Raw genomic sequence first — 25,294 nt, 5'->3', positions numbered from 1 at the left:
AAGTATATTTTTATTTAGCAGAAGCTTCTAATTGGGCTTTATCTGTGCTGAAACGAATGTTGTCAATTTTAATTTCCTGAGCAGTTAAATCATCTTTTTCATTGTAAAGCAAAATCCTGAAATAATTGATAGCTGTCAAATTGGGTTGATCATGAATATCTTTAAAGGAACTTAAAGGCGCGATTACATGATTCCAGCCAGCAACAAGTTTGGTTGAACCGATCTTCAAGCCGCCAAAAGGATAACCGTAAGCGTCCTTATCTGCTGAAGCATTACTTGAAAGGGCTAATTGTCCATTTCCATTTAACAACTCTGGTCTTTCCACAAAAAGCCAGAAAGCGATATAACCGTTGTCTTTGGTAACACCAGTATTGAATGGCTGTCCGTAAATTTTCCTTAGCCGTTCGGCCTTCTCCGTCTTTGCACTAATCGCATACGTTCCTTCTTTGTGGTCTTCACTTAATTTGGTCTGGGATCCATTGCTATACCACTGCGTAGGTTTCTCGCCTAAAGACTCACAACGATCCAATACTTGAACTTTCTGTGCATTCGCATAAGCGCAGGCAGCCAATAGCAAAACTGAGGTAAAAATTTTTTTCATCATGTTTATATTTGATTTGGTTGGTTTAAAACGAATCGATCGATAATGATGATCCGCTACCCTAAATTCAATTCTACCGATTAAAAAAAACATAATAATTCATTAATAAACCATCGATTGCGTAAATATTTTAAAAAAGCCAATAATCGCATCCTGTTAAGTTATTATTAAGACAATTTTAATCAGCCCATTCTACATTAGAAGAAAAACCAAATTGATTAATGTATGAAGAAACCAATTATTTTAGCCTTGCTAATGACGCTCAGTTTTCTGATCCTCAGCAATGCCTCAATTTATGCCCGTAAGAAAAAGGTCCTTGTATTTAGTAAAACGCTCGGCTTTCACCACAATTCCATTAAGCAGGGAATTGATGCCATCCAAAAGTTAGGCTTGGCCAATAAATTTGACGTAGACAGCACCACCAATTCAGCAAACTTCACACCGGCAAATCTTAAGCAATACGCAGCCGTTATTTTTTTAAGTACAACCGGGGATGTACTAAACAATGAGCAGCAAGCTGCATTTGAAAAATACATCCAGGCCGGTGGAGGGTTTGTAGGTGTGCATAGTGCCACCGACTGCGAATATAATTGGCCCTGGTATGGAAATCTGGCCGGTGCTTATTTTGCTGGCCACCCCAATCAGCAAGAAGCTGTTTTAAATGTAACGGATCGTAAGCACATCGCCACAAAACACCTGCCTGAACAATGGAAAAGAAAAGATGAGTGGTACAATTTCAGAAATGTTTCGAAAGACCTCAAAGTGCTCATCGCTATAGATGAAAAAAGCTATGATGCCGGGAAAAACAAAATGGGCGATTACCATCCCATTGCCTGGTATCACGAATATGATGGTGGAAGGGCATTCTATACCGGCCTTGGCCATACTGAAGAATCGTTTAGTGAGCCCCTTTTTCTTCAGCATTTATTGGGCGGAATTAAATACGCAATGGGCCTGAAAAAATAATACATATTTAAAATTTACATCATGCTCCAAATTCATAAAACTAAATTGTTCTGGGCAAGCTGCCTGGCCTTATTGGTGACCTCTCTTTCTTTTGGTATACGGGCCGGAATGATGAACCAGCTGGCCCTCGACTTTAACTTAAATGCCTCCCAGCTTGGTACCATTACCGCAACTGCATTCTGGGGCTTTCCCTTAGCCATTGTTATTGGGGGTTTTATCGTAGATGTGATCGGCATGAAGCGTCTGTTGATTATGGCCTTCATTTTTCACCTTGCCGGAATTGCGTTGACGATTTTTGCCCAGGGTTACTGGACACTCTTTTTTTCTACCTTATTAATTGGCATTGCCAACGGAACGGTAGAAGCAGCCTGCAATCCTTTGATCGCAACATTATATCCCGAGAATAAAACTACACGCTTAAACTACTTTCATTTGTGGTTTCCAGGTGGTATTGTGATCGGCACTTTATTGGTTACTTTATTCATACATGTAGGACTAGGCTGGAAAATTCAGGTGGCCATGATGGTAATTCCCACATTGGTATATGGATACCTGTTTTCTAAATTAGACTTCCCGGTTACAGAAAGAGTTTCTTCGGGATATACCATTTCCGATATGTATAAAGCCGTTCTGTCCCCTCTATTCATTTTCATGTTTATCTGTATGTTCGGCACCGCTATTACAGAATTGTTTACCGGGCAATGGATTGGGATGCTGCTCAAAAATGTAACAGACAATGCCATTTTATTACTTACACTAACCACTGGCATTATGGTAATTGGCCGGGCTTTTGCCGAACCAGTGGTACACCGACTCGCACCTCAGGGGGTATTGCTCTTTTCGGCAGTATTTGCTGCTGCAGGCTTATATATGCTCAGTACTTTTACAGGCAATTCAGTTTTCTTTGCAGCCGTCATCTTTGGCGTTGGCGTCTGCTATTTCTGGCCTACGATGATTGGCTTTGTAGCAGAAAACATTCCAAAATCCGGAGCATTGGGTTTAAACCTGATGGGTGGTGCAGGGATGTTTGCAGTGTCTGTCTATACCATTTTTATGGGGGGATTTTATGATCAACTGATTTTGAAACATCTGCCGCCGGGCGCTGAGGCATCTGAGGTGGCGATAGCAGGTGCTAAAAATCTGGCTGGCCCGGAGGTATTACAGGCAACCCTTGTTATCCCGGTGCTGTTGATCCTGGCATTTGCGGGCCTGGTTATTTATATGCGTGTAAAAACGAAAAAACAACCCGGCACTGTACCTGTTCCTTCCATAATTGAAAATAATTGAATTTAATTTCATTTTAAAGCGATAGTCGGGCGGTATTAATGCTTTATTATGGATTTATTAATCGGCCCAGACGTAATTTATAAAAGATTCAAAGGCGAAGTCCTCCAATCCCATTACATAACCAAATAACTAAATTAAACACAATTAAAATTTCAATGATGGAAAATTACTACCCATTTTACACGGAAACACTAACCAGGTTCTGTACCTGTTCAGTTGATGGACCGATTGCATTAAGTCATCAATTAAACACAACAGGTAAATATTTATAAAAATAAATCATTGGAACACTGCCAGTTTGAAAAATAGCCAAACTAAAATCAATAGACAAGTCCAATTGATAATGGCTAATTACTAAGTTTGAACAGGCCTGTCCCGCAACTATTAACCAATTATAAACCAAACTTCATGAAAACCTCTAAGCGATCCTTTCTGGACGAAGCCCATTGTTGTAGTAAAGCTATAGCATCCGGTTATAATTTGATGGAACTCAATCTAGGGATATTTAAGTATCACCTGCTCTTGCTCTTAATGATATTATCAGGAACCTTAAGCGCACAGGATAAGCAAATTACTGTTAGAGGCATAGTAACCGACAAAAGTCAGCAGACAATTGTTGGCGCTTCGATCAGCATCGTGGGGTCAACAGATCCCAAAAAAAATACCTTAACCGATGCCAATGGAAAATTCAAAATCAATACGAGCATCAATTCTACCATAAGAATTAGTTATATAGGCTTCGTTACACAACAAATAGGTATTAAATCGGATGCAGAATTAAAAGTTACACTACAGGAAGACCCAAAAAGTCTGAATGAAGTGGTTGTTACAGCTATGGGCATTAAGCAAGAGGCTAAATCCCTGGGCTACGGCAGACAGAATATTGACCCAACATCCATGACGGAAGCCAGGGGAACCAGTTTATTAGATATGCTTTCCGGTAAGGTTGCAGGCTTGCAGATTATCTCTGGTGGCGGCCCGGGTGCATCCACACGGGTAGTTTTACGGGGTAACAACTCCCTCACCGGTAACAACCAACCGTTATTTGTAATTGATGGAATTCCAGTACTCAATGCATCAGGAGAAAACGGAGATCTGGATTATGGCAGCCCGGTGAATAATATCAATCCTGACGAAATTGAAAACATTGAGGTGTTGAAAGGAGCAAATGCTTCTGCTTTATACGGCTCGGATGCAGCAAACGGTGTAATCCTGATCACTACTAAAAAAGCCGGCAGGAAACAGGGCCTTGGCATTAGTTATGCTTTTAATGCCATGTTCGGACACCTTTATAATTTCCCTACCTACCAGAATATTTACGGTGCTGGCCAAGGTAACGCTTTTAAAAGAGAGGGAATGAATTACTATGGAAATTCAAACAACGGTGTCAATTTCAATCCGGATTTACCTTATGGCATATGGAATCCGAATATGGGAAATCAAGACCAGCGTTCATGGGGTATGCCCATGCTGGGATTTGATATTGTAGGCAGAAATGGTGTAGTCAAGAAATATATACCACAACCGCAGACCATTGAAAACATGTACAAAACCTCGAATACCATTACCAATAGTTTCTCGGTAGACAAGCTAACCGACGCCATGAGTTTCAGGTTTTCCTACACCGGACAAAAGTCTGATGACATCCTGGAAAAATTCAACATCATGAACAGGCATAACTTTAACCTGAGAAGTACAGCAAAGGTTACAGACTTCCTGGATTTTGACGCCAACATCAGATATGTTTACGAAAATACAGACAATAGAGGTTTCCGGAATGCTTCCAATAGAAATCCATTGTATGTCATGGCCAACCTGCCAAGAGATGCTTCTTACGATGAGTTGGTACCCTGGAAACAGCTTGGTGGTACACCATTTAACTTCAATGGTTTTGTAAACCCTTACTGGTTACTGAATGAAACTGCAAACCAGGACGATAAGAATACATTTTCTGGAAACCTGACCGCAAACGTGCGAATCAATAACCTGTTTAAATTTAGATTGCGTGCTTCAACTGAAATGCAACAGGGAAAAGGATGGGATTTTACCAATCTGTACAGCCCTTTTGATGTGGATGGTGAATACAATAAATGGAACCGCACTGCCACCAATAATAACTATGATGGTCTATTGTCTTTTAACAAGAGAATTCAGAAAGATTTTAATGTCAATGCCAATCTGGGCGCCTCATTGCAAAAAATCAGAGCAGATAAAATTTCTGACAAAGCAATCATGCTCATCACACCAGATCTGAAAAGTCTGGCCAACGCCAAGGGAATTCTGGGCGGAATAGAAGAGCCGGAGAAGAAAGACAAACAAGCCATATTCATGATGAGTAATGTTGGCTACAAAAACTGGGCATTTTTAGAAGCTACAGCAAGAAATGAATGGTCAAGTACTTTACCACCAAGCAATCCTTCCTACTTTTACTATTCATTTAGCAGCAGTCTGGTTGTGACCGATGCCCTTAAAATAGACAAAAAGGTGCTTTCCTTTCTTAAGCTCCGGGCATCTTTTGCCCAGGTCGGAAATGATACCGGGTTTGACAGACTTTATAGCGGATATTACAGAGGTAACGATGGCTCTTTCCAGGGGATTCCCTATTTTACCGGAGAGGATGTACTCAAAAATCCGAACCTTAAACCAGAACAAACACAGTCATGGGAGTTTGGTGGGGAAATGAAACTTTGGAATGGTAGGGTGAACGCTGATGTGACCTATTACAACAAGCACACCAATAACCAGATTGTCGAAGCAGATGCGCCACCAGCAAGCGGTTACCGGAGAACCATCATCAATGCCGGCGAGATTAAAAATACCGGACTTGAAATCTCATTGATGATTAATCCGATCAAAACAAAATTCTTCAACTGGAATACCTCTTTCAACTGGGCTAAAAATAACTCAACAGTTCTTTCCCTGAATGATGGGGTAACCAGATATGAAATGGGTAGTGGCGACAACATCAAGCTTTTTGCCGAAGTAGGTAAACCATACGGTGTTTTTTACGGTAACGATTATAAACGGAATAGTGAAGGATCAATTTATGTTGGCATGGATGGAAAACCAACTTATCTGCCAGATCAATATTTGGGATCTATCCAGCCCCGTTGGTTTGGAGGCTGGCAGAATAGCTTCAGAGTTGGACCAGTTGACCTGGGCTTTATGATGGACTTTCAATCTGGAGGAAAAGTGTGGTCATATACTGCATTTAGAGGTGGTATTGACGGCAATACTGTAGAATCCTTAAACGGGCGATATGATGCGCTGGTCTCCGAATTGATCTTGGGAGAGAATAGTGATGAACGGAGAGGATTTCTTCAGCCTGGTAATACCGTAAAACCCGGAGCCAATTACCTTCAAAACTATGTATCTTATCCAGATGGATGGCGTCCGAAGGGTGTTCAATTGGGCAATACAGTCTATGATCCATCTGCAGTTGATCCATTTTGGGCGGGAAAGCCTTCCATGGCCTGGGTTTCCCCAATGGACCATTGGACGCACAACAATGCTTCCAGTGCTGCCAGGTACATTTACGATGCCTCTTATGTTAAACTAAGAGAGGTAACGGTTGGTTACAGCTTAAAAAACCAATGGTTTAAAGGTACACCTGTTAAAAGTGCCAGAGTGGCTTTAGTGGGACGTAACGTAGCCATCTTATATCAAAACACACCTAAAGGCCTTGACCCTCAGGCAACTTCTACTACGGGAAATGCACAAGGATTTGAGCGTGGTTTCAGTTTACCAATGGCGACCTGGGGATTTGATGTTAAACTAACATTTTAAACTTACTACGATGAAAAAATTAGCTTATATAGTATCTTTCATTTTCTTAGGCGCTGTCTTTCAAAGCTGTACCAAAGATTTTGAAGAAACAAACAGAAACAAGAACAAAATTTACACAGTTGAAGTCAATGATGTTTTCGCTGGTACCGTTGTTCGTACCATGAGATTGATACAGGATTTGAGTTTCAACAAATTAATGAATTTTTCCAGATATGCCGTAGTTGGTTTTGCGACAAACCCTTCTCAGGACACAGGAGATAATTATTTCAATCAATTTTATGTGGGTATTCTTCGCGACCTGCTCAAACTGGAAAAAGAATACACCGGTAAAAAGGAATATGCCAACCGTTTGGCTATGGTGAAAACCTGGAAATCATATGTTTTCTACATGTTAGCCTCCATCTATGGCAGCGTCCCGATGAGTGATGCCCTGGCAGTTGCCGGCGAAACAAAAATCAGCTTCAGATATGACTCAGAACTGGAGATCTATACCCAGATTTTGAACGACCTGAAAGATGCTGGTGACTTGTATGCAGTTTCTCAAGCTTATCCAAACGACCTGTTACTTCGTGACCCTGTATTTGGTGGAAGCACTTTTGGAAAATCAGACATCCTGAAATGGCAAAAATTTACCAATACCTTACGCTTAAATGTGGCTTTACATGCACAGAACTTATCCCTGGATCTGGCAAGAACGCACGCCACTGCGGTAATGAACGATGATACCAAACTCATTTCCTCCCTGGACGATATGGTAAAATTGCAATGGGGCTCAGACGAATCCCTGAGCGCCTCTTATTACTATACCCGCTTTATCAAGAACAACACCAGTTTCAGTGAAATGACGTACCCTGCCCTGGGCGAATATTTCGCGACATACTTGTTTTCTTATAATGATCCCAGAATAGGCGCTTATGCAATGAAAGCGAATCAAATGGCTCCAACGGGAGTTAAGCCTATGTTATACACGGATACCTTAACACGCCAGCACCTCAAGTTCTGCACACAAAAAGACTGCCCTACTTACGCAGCGCACCAGGCAGATGGCCTGAATGCCTCAAGGGTAGATTCCGTATTGGTAGATTATGCCATGCCATACGTTCCGCTTCCCGAATTAAACAGTCTGGCCTCGGGTTGGGAATGGGCCTTCATCCCTGGAAGGGATTTTCGTTATAGTGATCCCCTCGGCAGTAAAAATAGTCCTTATAATTTCTCCTTTGTACAAACTGATTTTGTGAAGGAAAACGCCAGTATGGTATTGCTTAACTGGGCGGATGCTTATTTCCTTAAAGCCGAAGCTGAAATGCTGTTTGGCTCGGAAGGAAAAGCACAACAGAATTACGAACTGGGTATCAAGGCTTCCTTTGCGCAATACGGTATGTCTTCAACAGTAGAGGATTACATGAAACAAAATGGCATCAAATGGAACACAGATGGTAAAGGATTTGCCGACAGGAGAATCCTTTACCGCGCCAATATCAGGGGAAAAGGTGGCAGAGAAAATCACCTGGAGCAAATTTACAAACAACGCTATTTTGCAGACTATTTAAACTGCCTGGAGGGCTGGAACCTGGAACGGAGAACCCGCGTACTCCGGTTCCCGCCGTTTTTCTCCAATGGCGCAGGTACCGATGCTGAAGGCTACAATCCTGTTTACAATTACTGGACTGAACGTTTCATCTACCCACTTGTAGAACAAACTAAAAATGCAGAAGCCTATTACCGCGGAATTGAAAACTTAAAAGCAGTAAGTCCATATTATAGGGCAAACAGATGGGGAGATAACATTTATACTTCCCTGGGTTTTACAAAATTGAATCCCGACCTCATATTCGCAGACAGAACATACGGAGGTAACAAAATCATCAAACCGAATTGCGAATACTTCAATAAGAAATATGGCAAAACCTATGAGGAAGTTGTGCTAACCGCGAAAAGAATGACCGGAGAAACCGATGAAACCCTCGCTTTAACCAAGGCTTTCAGTTACAATTTCAGGTCGCTGCTAAAGACTTATATCCCTTAACAATTTTGAAAAAACACAGATTATCTATATAGCAATAATCATGATGAAAAGAAACATTAGCATGGTATTAACAGGATTGACACTGGCACTTCTGGCCACTTCCTGTAAAAAAGACAAAGTTCCGTCTATTGATGATTACCCATTAAACTATGAGATTCCAAAGATTGCAGTAACCAATGACATCCCGGTAGGTGCCTATGTTTACGACCCGGCCTCGGCTTTGATCGGTGACGAAGTGAAGTGGACAAGAATCACAGAAAAATACGATGTCAGTACCGGAAAAATAGGACCATATGTTCAGCCAGAATTGGGACGTTATGAAGTAAAACCTACTCCTGTTGGCGCTGAAAAGCTAAAGCAGATTGTAGAATGGGCTAAAATGGCCAAAATTGATTTCTTGATCACCCCTGCAGTTAAGGAAAATGCCAACGCCTTATTTCCTGGTAACCTGAATGGCAATGATTCATTAATAGTAAATATGTTTGCTGAACATAACTTCAGCATACCCTCTATAGGCATGGGTGACATGAAATATGCCATCTCAGTAGACATACAAAATTTCTGTGCAGGTTTACTCAATACAGCACTTCTGGAAGCTGCTGCTCCTACTGTAATCAATGTTAACGGACAGAACATCACCATTACCCGTGAACAACGTTTGTACAATTTCCTGAAAAGAATTTCCATGTATTTCAGCGACCAAACCTATTATCATTATCAGGGGCGCCCGGTTCTGGTATTTATAGGACCAGACAAGTTATATACAGAAAACAGTAAAAAGGTTTATGACAATATCCGCCAGGTGATTAAAGAACAAACAGGAAAAGATGTTTACATCGTTGCCCGTCAATCACAATGGACCCCATCAGCACGTTTTGAGTATTTCTTTAACCAGGGTAAAGTAGATGCCGTTACCATGGATAACATGTGTAATGTAGGTGGTGGTGCCACCGGCTGGGACAGAACTTACTTACTGAGCCGCTTAATCAACGAAAATTACAAATTGAATAAAGATTACCTGTCTAAGAATTTTGGGATTGATTTTGTTCCCTCTGTCTCTCCTGCATACACTGGATACATCAACGCTTCAGGAGACTACAGTAGTCCCACGGTTAGAAAAAAAGAAAGTGATTTCAGAGAGCGGTGTAATGTTGCGAAAATGAATTTAGGGAACAACCGTATGGTATTCGTCGAGTCTATGAACAACTGGCAATGGGATTCACAAATTGAGCCAACAAAAGTAGATTACGGAGATGGCTACGGGACTAAATACCTGGATATCGTGCGTGAAGAATTCAAAGTTAAGTAAGGAATAAGCACAATTAAACCCAAACAAGCTAACCAGTTTAATTCAAACAAAAGATGAGAAGAACATTAATATTCAGCCTGTTACTCCTGATGGTGGTGATGGCTAATTGTTCAAAAGATACCAATCAGGGACCAGCTAAACCTACCCTAACTGTTGAAAAGGATTTATATGAATTTCTAAATACGGATAAGACCGGAACGGCGACTGTAACCGTGTCCGGAGACATAGAATGGACTGTGGAAACGCTGGCCGAGCAACCTTGGTTCAGCGTAGTTAAGAAAGGTGATCAGGCAGAATTTACCATGTCGGAGAATGCAAGTTTATACGATCGTGTAGCCAAGATAAAAGTGAGCAGTGCTGACAAAAGCTTAAGCAAAATCATTGTAATTAAACAACACGGAAACACTCCCACCCTGATTGTTGACAAGACTGCATTAAAGTTTCTAAACCCTGGCGACAATGCAGCAATAGAAATCAAGAGCAATATGACCTGGTCTTTAAGTTCAGCAGCAGATTGGTTAACCTGGGAAATTACAGGTAACCAGGTCAAACTGATTGCTATTGCCAATCCCAATCAAGGTGAACGTGTTGGCTTAGTTACAGTAAATGGCGATTCTCCAATTTTTAACCAAACCATTACTGTGACTCAAAAAGGAACAGTTGAGTTCGATATCAACACTAAAAATGTGCAGTTCACCAAAGAGGGGGGTAATTTTGTTTTAGATGTTCAAACCAATCAGGATTGGACCTATAAAATAAGTGAGAAAACAACCTGGTTCACAGCAGTTAGAGACGGAGGAAAACTGACTGTTACTGCACCCAAAAACAATTTCATGGACCAAAGCGGAACCATTACAATTACTTATGGCCTTATTAATGTTGTGGTTAATGTGAAACAGACAGGTATTCCAACAGGTAATGAACTGGACAGACAAATCCTAATTGCTTTATACAATACAATGGGTGGAGCCAACTGGACAGGCACAAAATGGAACATCACCGCTGCTTTAACAGAGGCCACAGCAGCAGCAAGCTGGAGTGGTGTAACCGTAGCAAAAGTAAATGGTGTGGACCGCGTAAAAGCATTAAATTTTGGTGGTAAAAACCTTAAAGGCCCTATACCACCTGAAATTGGTTTCTTAAGTGAAGTGGTAACCATTGACATGAACAACAACAACCAGCAACTAACCGGAACAATCCCGGCAACAATGGGTAATCTGGCAAATCTGAGCCAGTTGACTTTAAGCAGATCTGGTTTAACGGGTACCATTCCGGTTGAATTTGCAAATCTGACCAAATTAACTTCGCTTCAGATGCATACCTCTAATTTCACCGGGCCCATTCCAGCTAATGTTTTCAGCAAAATGCTTAATCTGGGATCACTGGAGTTAAAATTGAACAATTTTACTGGCCCGCTTCCAGCAGATTTGTTAAGCCATCCTAAAAAAGGAAGTTGGAATTTCACAAATATATGCCCTCAAAACCCTGGATTTGGTTTTACTAACTGTCCATAACCAGGAGATGCATCATCTCGAAAGAGTTTGATCATCTTCATTAAACCAAAACGACTTGTGAGCACTACTTACAAGTCGTTTTATTTAATTACCAATCTTCATAGAAACATCATTATGACCAGAATCAAAAGATACGACAAGTTACTCATAGGAATTTTTATACTGACATCTGCCCTCCATGTATCCGCACAACAATTAAAAAAATCAGCAAATATCAATAAATTAAAACCGGAAATACTGCAGTCGCTCAATAGCAATAATGTAGAATGGAATACGCCCGGGCCAACATCTGCTGAATCCATGCCCATAGGTAATGGTGACATTGGCCTCAATGTTTGGGTAGAAAAAAATGGGGACCTGATGCTTTACATCGGCAAAACAGATTCCTGGGGACCCGATGTTAAAGGTTCGAAAGGCCTGCTGAAACTGGCTGCTGTCCGGGTTTCATTTGGCTCCAATTTACTCAATAATGGCGCCCCTTTTCTACAAACACTAAAACTTGCTGAGGGCCTGATCGAAATTAAACAAGGTTCTGATCAGAATGGGTTACAACTCCGGATTTGGGTTGACGCCAACAATCCTGTCATACGCATAGAAGAAAAAAGTAAAACTCCCCTGGTGGCTAAAGTAACTTTAGAAAACTGGCGCAAAAAGCGTGACGGCGACACAGTCTTGACCGGCAAATCCAATCAGCTAGTATGGTATCACCGCAATGGACCTAAGGTAGAACCGCATGTGGCCAACTTAACTTTTGGCGGAATGATCAAGGGCGAGGGCTTAGTACAACAGAACGACACAACATTGCAATCCGGGGCATCTGACAAACACCTGATCTCTATCTATCCCTTAACTGCCCAGGTACCAACATCTGCTGCCTGGAAATCGGCATTGGATCAGCAAGTTCAAAAAGTGGACAAGCAAGACCTTGTAAAAACACAGTTGGCACATAATCAATGGTGGAACAATTTCTGGAACCGCAGCTGGATTTACATTAAAGGAGATAAACAGGCCAGCGATGTTACCAGAGGTTATGTTTTACAACGCTTCATTTCAGCATGTTCAGCCAGAGGCGCCTACCCCATCAAGTTCAATGGTTCCATTTTTGTAGTCGATAATCCTGAATTGAAAGAAGGGAGCAAGGTTATCAGTGTAAATGCCGATTACCGCAGATGGGGCGGGCAATACTGGTTCCAAAACACCCGCCCGATGTATTGGCCAATGCTTAAAGAAGGCGACTTTGAAATGATGATGCCGCTTTTTAAAATGTACGCGCAGGCAACAATTAACAATCAGCAGCAAATTAAGGAGTTTTACAAACACGGCGGGTCTTACCTGGCTGAGACCGCTCCTTTTTGGGGTAGTCTGAAGTACTGGGGGCCGGAAGTAAAGGAAGACTGGACCGGGCATTATTTCACACCAATTCTGGAGTTGAGCATGATGATGCTGGACTATTATGAATTTACAGGAGATAAGAAATTTGTAAAGGAACTCTTGCTTCCGGTAGCCTCCCAAGGTCTGGAGTTTTATGATAAACATTTTAGCCGTGACCAGCAGGGAAAATTACTGCTGGATCCGGTTAACTCAATTGAACAGTTTTGGAAAGTACATAATCCGGCACCGGATATCGCCGGCTTGCGCGCCATCACTTCCAGAATGCTTGCTTTATCGACTGAACTGACAACTGAACAATTCAGAAAAGATTGGAAACGACTACAATCTGAGCTTCCGGAATTACCTGTGGGTATGGATAAAAATCAGAAGGTACTGTTGCCCTATACAGGAGAGCAAACGGCTAAACCCCGCAACAGCGAAAATCCCGAGCTCTACGCTATTTATCCATTCAGGCTGTATGGAATAGACAAACCTGATTTAAACCTGGCAGTAAACAGCTTTAATCAAAGAAAGCAAACCCAAAAGGGATGTTGGGTGCAGGATCCCATACAGGCAGCCTTTTTAGGCTTAACAAACATCGCTAAAACTTATGTCGCTTTCAATTTTGTACGTAAAGATGCGCAGCTTAAATTCCCTGCATTTTGGGCCGCTGCAAACGATTATGCACCGGATCAGGACAATGGCGGTTGCGCCCAGCATGGCTTGCAGGAGATGTTGATGCAAACAGAAGGCAAAAAAATCCTGTTGTTTCCGGCATGGCCGAAAGAATGGGATGTAGATTTTAAATTGCACGCACCTTACCAAACGACAGTTGAGGGTATGATAAAGAATGGTAAACTCAGTAATCTGAAAGTTAGTCCTGCTGCAAGGTTAAAAGATGTGATTAATCTGATGGACCAAACCAAGTAATCTCTTAAAAAAAAAGCGCCTGAATCTATGATTTAGGCGCTTTTATAATGAATACGAACACCCTTTAATTTAGAATACCTTTTCCCGTTTGCTGTACCTTTTGTATGCTTCCATCTGGATTGAAATATAATTTATCCACACAAATAGACCTCAGGTTTCCCCTTCCGGAAAGTGCGCTATTGTGATAAAATGCGTACCACTGGCCTTTATATTCAACTACTGAACCATGACTGGTATCGCAACCTGTAGGATCCAGGTAAATACCCCCGTAAGTCCAGGGCCCTAATGGGTTCTTGCTTGTCGCGTAGCACAAACGATTTGCCCCCTTACCGTTTTCTCTATGGTTATCCGCATAGGTCAGGTAGTAAATACCATTTCTTTTAAATACCCAGGTAGCCTCATGGAAATCTTTTAAACCTTCCATAAAGACTAAAGGTTGCGCCAGTTCCTTCATGTTGTCTTTCAATTTGCCACCGGCACAACGGTCACCACCACCGTAGTAAAAATAAGACTGACCGTCGTCATCTACAAAGACACAGGGATCGATCATAGCGAAATTGTCATTGCCCAGTTCCAGATAGCCCTGAACTACAAAATCACCAGCAGGTTTTTTGCTAGTTGCCACGCCTACTTTCCAGGTTTTATTCCATTCTGTTCCGCTTGGATGAGGAAAATAGAAATGATACAAGCCATTTTTATATACACAATCGGGAGCCCACATAAACCCACCATCTTTACGCCCCCAGGAAACCTGGGAAGCGCGTAAAATTTCGCCATGGTCTTTCCAGTTGACCATGTCATTAGTTGAAAACACGTGATATTGGTCCATCAGATCACATCCACGCGGTGGATCCACATCATGAGAGGGATATACGTACAAACGGCCGTCTTTCCAAACACGGGCAGAAGGATCTGCCGTAAACATATGCCTGACAATAGGATTTCCTTCCGATTTATAAATTGATTTTTTTGAGGAACAACCTGAAAGTATGAGGCCGGCAAAAATAGAAGTTGCGAAAAGTAAATTCTTCATAAAATTAGTTGGCTGCTAAGTCTTTTAACATGTTAACAAATAGTTTTCCGGCTATAGGATCAGTGGTGCCTTTATCCAGCAGCATTTCAGATAAAATAGCCGTTCCTGTATTTTTGATTTTCACAATTGGGAAGCCTTTAATTTCATCGAGTTTCCTGGCGCGTTCAGTCATGTCCCCTTCCAGATATCCATGGATTTTAACAAAGGAAGCCAGTGGTTCTACGCCGGAATCCCGGTAAACTTTATAAGCATTTTTCATTACCCATGGATTCTCTCTTTTATTGTTGTTGAAATACCTCGTCTCCATGGGATCAATATCGTCAAACACTGTTGATTCAGGAACTTCTATCGATACAATTTCACCGTTCTCCTGTAAGATATCCCGGATCTGTTTTGGAAATAAGGAAATTGCCAGTTTACCAGAATTTAAGAGTAACAATTTACCACCCGAAGCTACAAAAGATTTAATCTGTGCAAGGTCAACATCTGGCGTATTTGCAGCCTCCAGACCACTCAAGATCAGGATACCTGGTTTCCGCTGGATCGCGTCAGCTAAGGAATTGCTCTTTTTGTAAGTTAAACCAACATAATCCGCAACCGCTGTAGTTTTTCCTGATTTATCCAGCAATACTATATTTTCTCCTTTTAAATCGGCAGCAGCCAGACCTTTTTGATCAGCAAGCGAAAATTCATAATCATTCTCAGAAATGACTTTACCATTTTCTGACAATTTCAAAACCAGTTTTGCATTGATTTTTGAACTGGATAAAGTGACAGGAAGGATGATTTTAGGTGCAATCCATTTACGGCCGTAATAGGATACCGGCTCAATGGTTTCTTTACCATTTGCTATAATTTTACCATTCGCATCCAGTACAGCCCATTGCAGTTCGGTTTCGGCAAGTGCTGTACCTTCATTGCGGTCATTCACCACATAAACCCGGACTGGTAATGTGCTGCCTGCATAAAAATGCCGGCCCCAAAGTTCTGCAGAGACCAGTACAGGCTGTAGTGCTTTTTTCATAGCCAGATAACTTGGATGTGGCGTAATTTTATCAGCCAGATAGATATTTTTAAACCAGGTCAATGCCGCGAAATGTAAAATTCCCGCAGCCCTTTCATTGGTTCTGCGTACTGCTTCTGCCGATTCCCTGGTGATAAATGTTTGCGCTTCTAAGAAATACTTCGGATTAGCAAACTCATAGGCATAATTGCCAACAAGTGATGCAGGATTTTGATGCACATAAGTATAAAAGCGTGTCGGGTGGCCGGTCTCACTGGCATAACCTGTAGAAAACTCCTGACTGATTAGCGGACGCCCTTCATTTTTGAAGTTTTTCTGCCATTCTCCATTGAATTCATTGAAAATAGATCCATGATACCAGTTGACGTACCAATGATGGTCATCAATATCTCCATCATCAATTTTGCTAAAGAAATCTTTACCAAATTTCTTCTCGTTCCTGGTATAATTGGAATCGAAGCATACTGGTCTTGTCGGATCAATCTGACGGACTCTTTTCACAACATCGGAGATAATTGCCATTTTAAGCTTGGCCTGTTCAAAATCCGGATCATTGTCGTAAAATTTCATCTCATTGTTAACAGTCCAGAACAACAAAGCAGGATGATTTCTGTATTTCTTAATCAGATCATAAAACTCATTCTTCCAAAGTTCTATCAATTTCTGATCAGGCATGCTGCTTTTAATCATCAGCCATGGCCAGCCACCTTCGTAACTCACCCCAACACCATTTTGATCAGAGGAAGATAGCCACAGTTCGTTATAAGGTGCCGTATGCGTACGCGTAATCATGATGTTACCGTCATGCAAGAGCTTATTGAACTGATTGGCAAGGGCTGTATCATTGGGTGCGAGGGACATTGGCGTGTGGTTCCCTCCTCTTAACCAGTATTGCTTGTCATTTAAATAAAAGAAATCACCTTTTGCCTGAAATGTCCTGAAACCGGATACGATCATTTGACGGTCTGCTTCCTTTCCAGCATGGCCCAATACAAAATTGAACTGGTATAAATTGGGCATAGCAGGAGTCCAAAGCAATGGTTTTAAATTATTGATGCTGTAGTTGAATGTTTTTTCTTCACCTGCGTTTAAGGACAGATCTTTTAAATTGGCTGCATCATATAAAGATGATTTTGTTTTAGCCGAATTAATCACAGTAGATAAGCTGATTTTTTGCACCGAGTTGCTGTTGTTTTTCACAGTAATCTCAAAGTCAGCTCCAGTTAATTTCGGTTTAATGTACACGTCAGTAATCCGAACCGGATCTGAAATCACCAGCGATACTGGTTGCCATATCCCCGCAGGATCATCGTTATAAAAACCATGGGCCAGGTCTTTCAACATCTTATTTGTAACGGGAACTGTAACCGCAACATCAGTTACTTTATCCGCATCTTTGATGTCTTTAACATAATCACGGGATACTTTAACCACAATCAGGTTTTTGCCAGGCTTAAGAAAAGGTGTAGCATTCACTTTAAATTCGCCGAACATCCCAATATGCGGATCAGAAGCCCTTTTTCCATTGATAAAGACCTCTCCAATCTTAGATACGGCGTCGAAGGTCAATTCCAGGTATTTGCCATCAATACCTTGTGGAAGTTCCAGCCATTGCCTGTAATAGCCAACATCCGTCTTTTTATAATCAAAGGTATAGGTTTCGCAGCGCTCAATTTCCTTCTGGTAATAATTATCCGAAACCCCTTTACTGGCCGTATTGTATTTTTCGCCATGTAACCATTCCCGGTTTGGGTTCCAAAATTGAGGAACAGTCATCACATGCCAGTTCTGGTCAGCGCTGGCGGGCGAAATCGCATCAGCGGTTTTTGACTCATAACCCGGGCTAAATAACCAGGTTCCATCTAAAGAAATCCTGGTTCTGGATTGACCAATGCTTTTAACTGGAATGGGTTTATAAGCCGCCCGCTGTTTTTCACGCAACTGACTTTTATCGGCCTGCTTAACCTGGTATTCTTTTACGGGCTGAGCAGCGAAAAAATCAGGATCCAATGACTTGATCTTCAGGTCATCAAATTCGGTGTTAAGCCAGCTTCCGCCCAACACAACTTTGCCTTTAGCTGCAAGTTGCCTATTCGGGTCCTGTACATCAATCCAGGGTAAAGTTTCATTATTTAGAAAAACCCTGATGCGGCTACCAACCACCTGAACTTTGATCTCATACCATTTACCAGGAATTAATGGAAAATCAAGATGTCTTAAGGCCAGGTGGTCATCTGTACCCATATAGCCTAATCTGGCCAGATAAAGGTCATTTTGAATACCACCCCTAAGACCTAAAATGTAACGGTCGTTCCGGTTTGAAGCCCTGAACCCAGACCATACTTGTACTTGTTTTTCATTTTCCGGCGTACGTGCCTTAAAGCTAAACTCGTAATTAACCATGTCGGCATCGCCAAATGTGGCATAAGCATCTTTACTTTTTATAACCCCGTTTTCTACTTTAAGCAGTCCCTTACCGATTTTGCTCAGCTTTATGCGCGGGTCACTAAACTGCTCCTTTAAATCATTTTTTGATTGGGCGTTTAATTGCACAGGAAAGCAAAAGATCAACAAGGACAGGGCTTGAAAAAGGGAAATTTTCATCTTTATCATGAAATGTGTATTAGTTTAATTTTTTATGACGTTGGTTAGTGTTTTACTTGATAAAACTTATTAGCGAACAAAAAGATCACTACATAACAAAGGATTGGCGCATAATAAGCATGCGCTATACCGAACTGGTCTGCCGCGTATCCCATGATGAACGGGAAAAATGCTCCCCCTACAACCCCCATGGACAGGAAAGATGCCGCCTGTTGAGTTCTTGAACCCATACTTTTAAGACCAAGGCTGAATATCGTAGGAAACATGATGCCAAAGAAAAAATTGATCATGAGCAATGCAACGAATGAGACCATACCCAAACTTTGCGCAACGATGATGCACATCATGATGTTACCTAAAGCAAAGCCTGCCAGTAATTTATTTGGAGCGATAAAGCGCATTAAAAAAGTACCTAAAATACGTCCCGTCAGCATCATGCCCATAAAAACACCCATAAAATAAGAGGCCTTTTCATCACTAAAACCGATAATTTCATGCACATAGTTGATAAAAAATGCCCATGTACCTGCCTGGGCCGCCACATTGAAAAACTGTGCAGCAACTGCCCAGACAAAGTGCTTGTGCTCAAAGAGTTTTTTATCAGGGGCAAGATCTACATTCAGGGCATCGGCATCTTCCAGACCGGCATGAGGATCTGTTGTGGCAGGTACTTTGACAAAAGAAAAAGACAGGGCAACCAGCAATATAACGGATCCGATTACTGCGTAGAGTATCTTAACAGAAGTCAGATCAGTGCTACCGGCAACATTGTTGCTCAATAGAAAGTATCCCCCAATCAGCGGCCCGATAATCGCGCCAACGGCATTAAACATTTGAGCAAAGTTAATGCGCAGGTCGCTGGTACGCTGATCCCCTAAAGCAGCAACAAAAGGGTGTGCAACGGTCTCTAAGGTAGACAAACCGCAGCCTACAATAAATAAGGCAATGCCAAAAAAAGCAAAGGAAGAAATATTCGCCGCCGGTATGAATAAAAAAGCACCCAATGCAAAAAGCGAAAGCCCGAGTAAAACGCCACGCTTATAGCCGTAGCGCTTCATAAACAGGCCTGCGGGGATTCCCATAACTGCATAAGCACCAAAAACTGCAAACTGCACAAAGGCCGACTGCGTTTTGGAAAGGCTCATGGTATGCTGAAAATGTTTGTTCAATACATCAGCCATGGTAATGGCAATACCCCAAAACATAAATAATGAGGTGACAAAGACCAGCGTGACCAGGAATTTTTTATCGGTAAAGGGTATCTTAATTTTTAAATCGTTCATATGGTTTGGTTGTTAATGGTTTATTTTTTTGGTCTGGACCAGTTGTCAGTCCGGAATGGACTGGCTGGTAATCCACTTTTATTGATCAGGTTACAACCTTCAGGATTATCAGCCCAGGCATAACGAACAGCCAATGGAAAAGGGACATCTGCTGAAGATACAGCTATGGTATTGTTCCCCTTAATCATGGCCTTAGCCCAGTGGAATTTCTGATCTGCGCCAGCAATAGCAAATTGTTTCAGAACCTGTCCCCCTTTTACGGCCAGTCCGGTGCCAGTATTGGAGAAAGTTAATCGGATTGTATTGCCTTCAGTTTTGCTGGATTGATAAACCGGACCTGAAGCAATCAGCTTTTTCTCACCGTAAGCTAATTTCCTCGCAGCCAGTGCCAGGCGTTTCCCAATATCCAATTTGTTTACCGGATGAATGTCCCCGGCCTCACCAATATCGATCCCAACTGCCATGGCTGTATTTGGAGAACGTTTGGTAGTCAGCAATTGCGCTTCCCTGAGTTCCGCCCAATCACTTTCGGCAGGCTGCTGAACGGCCTGTCTGAAATTCACCAGCTGCTGAAATATGAATGGAAAATCACCTTGTTTCCACTTTGACCGCCAATCTGCGATCATGGCAGGAAACAAGTCGCGGTACTCCAATCCACGTGTACCATTACTTTCACCCTGATACCAAATAACGCCCTTAAAGGCATATGGAAAAAGCGGGGCAATCATGCCGTTATAAATGGAAGTAGATAAGTCCTGAACATTATAATTTCCAGGGAGTTCTTTGGTTTTTCTACCGGTTTCATATTTCCATTCACCGTTTAAAGGCACTTTCTGAGTTCCAAAATCCAGTACCATAGGCATGTCACCAGCAAATCCGCCCGGCCCATTCCAATTGATGACCCTGACCGCAATTGTGTTTCTCCCTGCTTTAATCAGTCGGCCCGGCACCTGGTGTTCCCTTGCTTTTTCCCTGTTGGCATAACCACCAACCCGCACCCCGTTGACAAAGCTTTCATCCTCATCATCAACACTGCCCAGTTTCAGGACCGCATATTTTCCACCAAGACTTTCTGGAACATCAATCTCCCTTCTGAACCAGATTACTCCGAAGGTATTGTTCAGCCCTATTTTCTCGAACATCACAGGCAATTGTGTACTTTTCCAAAGCTTATCGCTAAATTCCGGAGCTGCCCAAGCCGCCTGATTTCCAGTGTAGCCTTTATCTTCCGTTTTGTTTTTCAAATGCCATTCCGAAACCATCAGCTGACGCTGCTTCCTGTTTGCTGCAATTTGAGCTGTATCTTTCAAAAGTCTGACTTCATTTTCAAACTGGGGAAAAGCTTTAATTCCCTCCTCACTAATCCAGGCTTCGGCTTTAGTGCCACCCCAACTTGTATTGATGAGGCCTATGGCTACTTTATTTTTCTGGTAAAGTTCCCTTGCAAAAAAATAGGCTGCTGCAGAAAACCCATTCAAAGTCTCAGGTTTTGCCAATTTCCATTCGGCTTTGTTAAATTGATCCAATGGAACAGGGCTGGTCGCTCTCGGCACTAATATTTGTCTGATCTGATCATTGGCTGAAGCGGCAATGTCCTGAGCATATAAGGCTCTGGCCCTGCCATTGTTAAAATCGAAGACCATATTAGACTGCCCAGAGCAGATCCAAACATCACCGACCCATACATCTTTAATGACAATTTGTTGTTTTGTTCCTTTCACCAACAATTCAAAAGGGCCTGCAGCAACACTTGGGGCTAAGCTCAGTTCCCATTTGCCCTGTTGATTGGCAACAGCCATATAGGTTTTATTTTTAAATGTGATTTGGATAGGTTCTCCAGCTGTAGCCCAGCCCCATACTGGAATCTTCACGTCCCTTTGCAGTACCATGTGATCTGCAACCAGTGAAGGCAAACGCAATTGGGCGCTGACTGTCATTTGGCAAAACAACAGGCCCAGGCTAAGTTTATAAATAAGTTTCATCTGCATTTATGGTTTACTTTTAGGAGCTGGAATGTCATTTTGAAAAGGAATTTCTTTCCTCAGCATTTTACCCGCATACCCACTCAGGTACAAATAATAATCAGATGGGATGCCTTCCTCCGGTTTGACAAATTCCGTTACACCAACTGGTGGATTTTTACTGACTTTGAAAATTGCAGTGCCCTCATCTACTTCATCAAACATGGCGACGTACAGCATCTCAGCACCAATCTGGATGCTACCTGAAAGTTGTTTCCAAAAGAACTGGCCCTTATTTCTTGGGATCTGATCTAACGGCGACTCCGGCTTCATGTTGTGCCAGCTAAAACCAGGATATACAACCGGCACATAACCAATGTGATATTGTTTGCACCAGGCAAGATCAGCCTTGATACGTTCCATCATTTTAGGAAGCCGGGATTCGATGAAGCGCCCAACAAACCAGGGATGTATGATGTCTATTTTTTTAAAGGTTTCCAATAATTCCGGATCTGGTTCTGTATCGCCAGCTAGTTCACGCCATTGCGTTGGTACACCCAGAAGAATTGAACAGCCTCCATATACCGGGTCTTTTTGTAAAAAGTCGATGATCGCTCGGACATTTTTTAAGGAATATTTTCTATTGTCATTAAAACCAACTCCCCAAAGCGCAACCAGGGGTTTTCCATTGTGGTACAAATAGCTTTGGCTATTGCCGCGATTGGTTAACTTCATGCTATCCACCAGTTTTTTAAAGTCCTCAATCACCACCTGCTCATCCCCATCATGCATGCCCGAAAAATCGTACATGATGGCAATTGCCCTTTTGTATTTCTCTGCAGCCTCAAGTGCAGAAGAAAGTACTTTATTATTGTGATTTATGCCTTTGGCATACTTTAGGTTGCTGACGAAACGCTGTACAAACACACCATCTATGCCATATTGCTGCATCCATTTAAAATGGAGTTTAACGCTGGACTCATCGTATGAACTAAATAAATAGGCATGATCTCCATTGGCCAGTTTAAATGGCGTTTTATAGGTTTTTTCATATTCAGCAATCTCCGGCCAGATTTCTACCCCTATTCTTTCTTTATCGATATTACCATAATGGTTCCAGCCACGATCTGCACCATCACCTTTGGCATTAAACCAGCCTTGATAACCAGCCATGACCAATCCTTTATAACTTGGAAATCTGGATTGTTTAGCGTGTTTATTTTGAGCATGACCATACAAGGTCATACTTAAGCCAAGAACAATCAGATATAATTTTAAATGCCTCATATTTATTTTGAAATTTCTAACCGCTGACCTGTTCCCCAGGTCTTATTTGGTAGTGGTCCCATTTCCAATTCCAGTTTTCCACCAGCCACAAGCTGTTGGTGAGTAAACCAGGGCGTATCCAGGATTTTACCATCAAATTTTGCACTTTGAATATATTTATTAACTACTGAACTTTTATTGGCAATCACTTGAAAGGTTTTTCCATTTGGCAGGTCAATCGATACTTTATCAAATACCGGACTACCAATGGTGTATACCGGGATACCTGGTGTAACCGGATAAAAACCCATGGCAGAGAACACGACAAATGACGTCATCCCGCCCCCGTCTTCATCGCCGGGAATACCAAATACGTCATCTTTAAACCAGGTGTCTAACAGAAAACGGATCCTTCGCTGCGCTTTCCATGGAGAAGCCGTATAATTGTATAGGTACGGAATGTGGAAACTCGGTTCATTTCCCATCGAAAACTGCCCAACTATTCCGGTTACATCTGGAAATCTGGCCTGAAACTCATACTGGCTTCTACCTAAAGGCTCCCGGAACAACTGATCAAGCCGATTTTCAAAGGCGGTTTTTCCACCCATTAATCCTATTAATCCACCCAGATCATGTTGCACCTGCCACATGTAAGTCCAGCCATTGTTCTCATCATAATAATCTCTGCCACCCATACCACCATCGAACTTCGGATCTATATTGACCCAGTTACCCTGGTTGTCTTTAGGTAAGAACAGTTGTGCTTCCTTGTTCCAAAGATTCTTGTAATTCCCACCCCGAAGATTAAATTTCTGGTAATCCTGCGGCATGTTCAAATCTTTAGCCAATTGCCCCAGTGCCCAATCGTCGTAACTGTGGCCTAAAGTGACCGCTACAGCCTGGCGCTTTTCGAATTTATCTACGGCAGGTACATACTCTGCTTCACCAATCTTTAAAGCGGGGAAATAACCTTTTTCATGGTAAAAATCATCCAACTCATTTTTCGGCCCATTTCGCCAGGGCAGCATGGTTGCTTCGTTGGCATTTTTAGCCAGTCCCGCATAAGCTTTATTCAAGTCAAAGTTTTTCAATCCCTTTCTATGCGCATCTAAAAAACTGACTGTAGAATGAAACCCATTCATGCAGGCATGATCGCCAAACAACACAGGAAAGGTAGGCACCCAACCGCTTTGTTCATACATCTGTACGTATGAATTTAACATGTCTTCTTCCTGTGCCGGGTTTAAAATGATCCGTAATGGATGATGTGCCAAATAGGTATCCCAGGCCCAGTCATCTACGTAAAATGGACGGTTACTCGTGTGAATTTTATTATCGAAACCGCTAAAATACTGTCCATCTTCATTGATATCGATCATCCGCTCGTAACAACGATACAAAGCTGTATAAAAAGAACGTCGTTGCGCTTCTGTAGCCCCGGTTGTTTTAATCTGATTGATTACTTTTGCCCAGGCTGTTTCTCCCACCGCTACCTGCTGATTAAAATTCGTATTTTTTAATTCGTTGAGATAATTCTTTTTAGCTTGTGCAGGACTGACATAAGAGATCGCATACTTAAATTCAACCAATCCGGTCGTATTTTGTGGAAAAGTGATCCAGGCTTTAGCTGCTGTCCCACTTACTTTAGGAAGCGCAGATACCTGGTTATCCTGTAGGGTTCCAACAGTGGCGCCATCACTAAAAACGCCATAAAGGTAAACCTTGATGTTGCCATGATACATTTCTACCCCAGTTACTTCTGTAGCTGAAATGAAATTGAACTCATTTGCTCCGGCGTTGTAATTTTCCAGAAGCAGATTTTTAAGCCCCTTGGCAGGGAATTCGAATTTGTAATAACCTGTCTTCTTACCAGGTGTATAACTAACTTTGATGTCATCATCGATCAGATAGGTACTGTAATACCAGGGGCGATTGATTTCCAGATCATAATCGTAAGTCATCTTTCTTTTCCAATTGCTGATTTCTATTTTTTGACTGGAGGGTTTCAGGGCAAAGACTTCTCCTAAACGATGAGAAACCACATTTAAAGGAAAACTGGCGATCTGATCATCCATATAATCCTTTCTCTGGGGAAACATTCTGATCATTTGATTGGGCAATTGAACCGTCGGCCTTGTAGGCTGCAACAGGTGCCCCACATTGCCGATCAAAGGATCAACATATTTTAGATTGCCAGACCCTGCGTAGGGTTTTTCCTGTCCAACCGCACAGCCATTGTTAAAGAACAGCAGGGTTAAAAACAAGGCATTTCTGGTCGTAACTTGAATAATACGCTTTATCATTCTGAAGACTTAAAATTTAATATATAGGTT

14 protein-coding genes are annotated in these 25,294 nt (G+C 42.0%); 7 read left to right on the top strand and 7 right to left on the bottom strand.

Going from position 1 to position 25,294, the window contains the following annotated elements:
• Positions 1-10 precede the first annotated feature (10 nt).
• Positions 11-604, bottom strand: a complete 594-nt coding sequence (locus IM797_RS17285; protein WP_194128410.1) for a hypothetical protein — start codon at positions 602-604, stop codon at positions 11-13.
• A 222-nt stretch (positions 605-826) separates the two neighbouring features.
• Here IM797_RS17285 and IM797_RS17280 point away from each other — a divergent pair, with 222 nt between their 5' ends.
• The 7 genes from IM797_RS17280 to IM797_RS17250 all read left to right on the top strand — a co-directional run bounded on the left by IM797_RS17280 (position 827) and on the right by IM797_RS17250 (position 13,790).
• Positions 827-1,567 carry a ThuA domain-containing protein gene (locus tag IM797_RS17280; RefSeq protein WP_194128409.1) on the top strand — a complete coding sequence of 247 codons (741 nt, stop codon included), beginning with the start codon at positions 827-829 and terminating at the stop codon, positions 1,565-1,567.
• Positions 1,568-1,588: 21 nt separating this feature from the next.
• Positions 1,589-2,854 (top strand): sugar MFS transporter, encoded by a 1,266-nt coding sequence (locus IM797_RS17275; protein ID WP_194128408.1) that lies wholly within the window; start codon positions 1,589-1,591, stop codon positions 2,852-2,854.
• 408 nt (positions 2,855-3,262) lie between these two features.
• Positions 3,263-6,640 (top strand): SusC/RagA family TonB-linked outer membrane protein, encoded by a 3,378-nt coding sequence (locus IM797_RS17270; RefSeq protein WP_194128407.1) that lies wholly within the window; start codon positions 3,263-3,265, stop codon positions 6,638-6,640.
• 10 nt (positions 6,641-6,650) lie between these two features.
• Positions 6,651-8,666: a SusD/RagB family nutrient-binding outer membrane lipoprotein gene (locus IM797_RS17265; RefSeq protein WP_194128406.1), complete on the top strand. Its 2,016-nt coding sequence runs from the start codon at positions 6,651-6,653 to the stop codon at positions 8,664-8,666.
• A gap of 40 nt (positions 8,667-8,706) precedes the next feature.
• Positions 8,707-9,975 (top strand): glycoside hydrolase family 99-like domain-containing protein, encoded by a 1,269-nt coding sequence (locus tag IM797_RS17260; protein ID WP_194128405.1) that lies wholly within the window; start codon positions 8,707-8,709, stop codon positions 9,973-9,975.
• Positions 9,976-10,028: 53 nt separating this feature from the next.
• Positions 10,029-11,489: a BACON domain-containing protein gene (locus tag IM797_RS17255; RefSeq protein WP_194128404.1), complete on the top strand. Its 1,461-nt coding sequence runs from the start codon at positions 10,029-10,031 to the stop codon at positions 11,487-11,489.
• A 114-nt stretch (positions 11,490-11,603) separates the two neighbouring features.
• Complete coding sequence (locus IM797_RS17250; RefSeq protein WP_194128403.1) at positions 11,604-13,790, top strand: DUF5703 domain-containing protein; 2,187 nt, start codon at positions 11,604-11,606, stop codon at positions 13,788-13,790.
• Positions 13,791-13,854: 64 nt separating this feature from the next.
• Here IM797_RS17250 and IM797_RS17245 read toward each other — a convergent pair whose 3' ends face one another.
• From IM797_RS17245 to IM797_RS17220, 6 genes are read right to left on the bottom strand one after another with little or no spacing between them, the layout of a single operon-like run.
• The gene (locus tag IM797_RS17245) at positions 13,855-14,823 is read right to left on the bottom strand and encodes a family 43 glycosylhydrolase (protein ID WP_194128402.1); all 969 of its coding nucleotides are present in this window, start codon (positions 14,821-14,823) and stop codon (positions 13,855-13,857) included.
• Between the two features lie 4 nt (positions 14,824-14,827).
• Positions 14,828-18,460, bottom strand: coding sequence for a sugar-binding domain-containing protein (locus tag IM797_RS17240; RefSeq protein ID WP_228098923.1), 3,633 nt, complete (start codon positions 18,458-18,460; stop codon positions 14,828-14,830).
• A 35-nt stretch (positions 18,461-18,495) separates the two neighbouring features.
• Positions 18,496-19,734 (bottom strand): L-fucose:H+ symporter permease, encoded by a 1,239-nt coding sequence (gene fucP / locus IM797_RS17235; protein WP_194128401.1) that lies wholly within the window; start codon positions 19,732-19,734, stop codon positions 18,496-18,498.
• 20 nt (positions 19,735-19,754) lie between these two features.
• A complete protein-coding gene (locus IM797_RS17230; RefSeq protein WP_194128400.1) occupies positions 19,755-21,716 on the bottom strand; it encodes a sialate O-acetylesterase in 1,962 nt (653 codons plus the stop codon).
• A 6-nt stretch (positions 21,717-21,722) separates the two neighbouring features.
• Positions 21,723-22,982, bottom strand: a complete 1,260-nt coding sequence (locus IM797_RS17225; protein WP_194128398.1) for a glycoside hydrolase family 71/99-like protein — start codon at positions 22,980-22,982, stop codon at positions 21,723-21,725.
• 2 nt (positions 22,983-22,984) lie between these two features.
• On the bottom strand, positions 22,985-25,264 hold the full coding sequence (locus IM797_RS17220) for a GH92 family glycosyl hydrolase (RefSeq protein ID WP_194128397.1): 2,280 nt from the start codon (positions 25,262-25,264) through the stop codon (positions 22,985-22,987).
• Between the last annotated feature and the right edge of the window lie 30 nt (positions 25,265-25,294).

Source organism: Pedobacter sp. MC2016-24 (genome assembly GCF_015223055.1).
Classification (GTDB): Bacteria; Bacteroidota; Bacteroidia; order Sphingobacteriales; family Sphingobacteriaceae; genus Pedobacter.
This window is presented reverse-complemented; position numbering and strand designations above follow the sequence as displayed.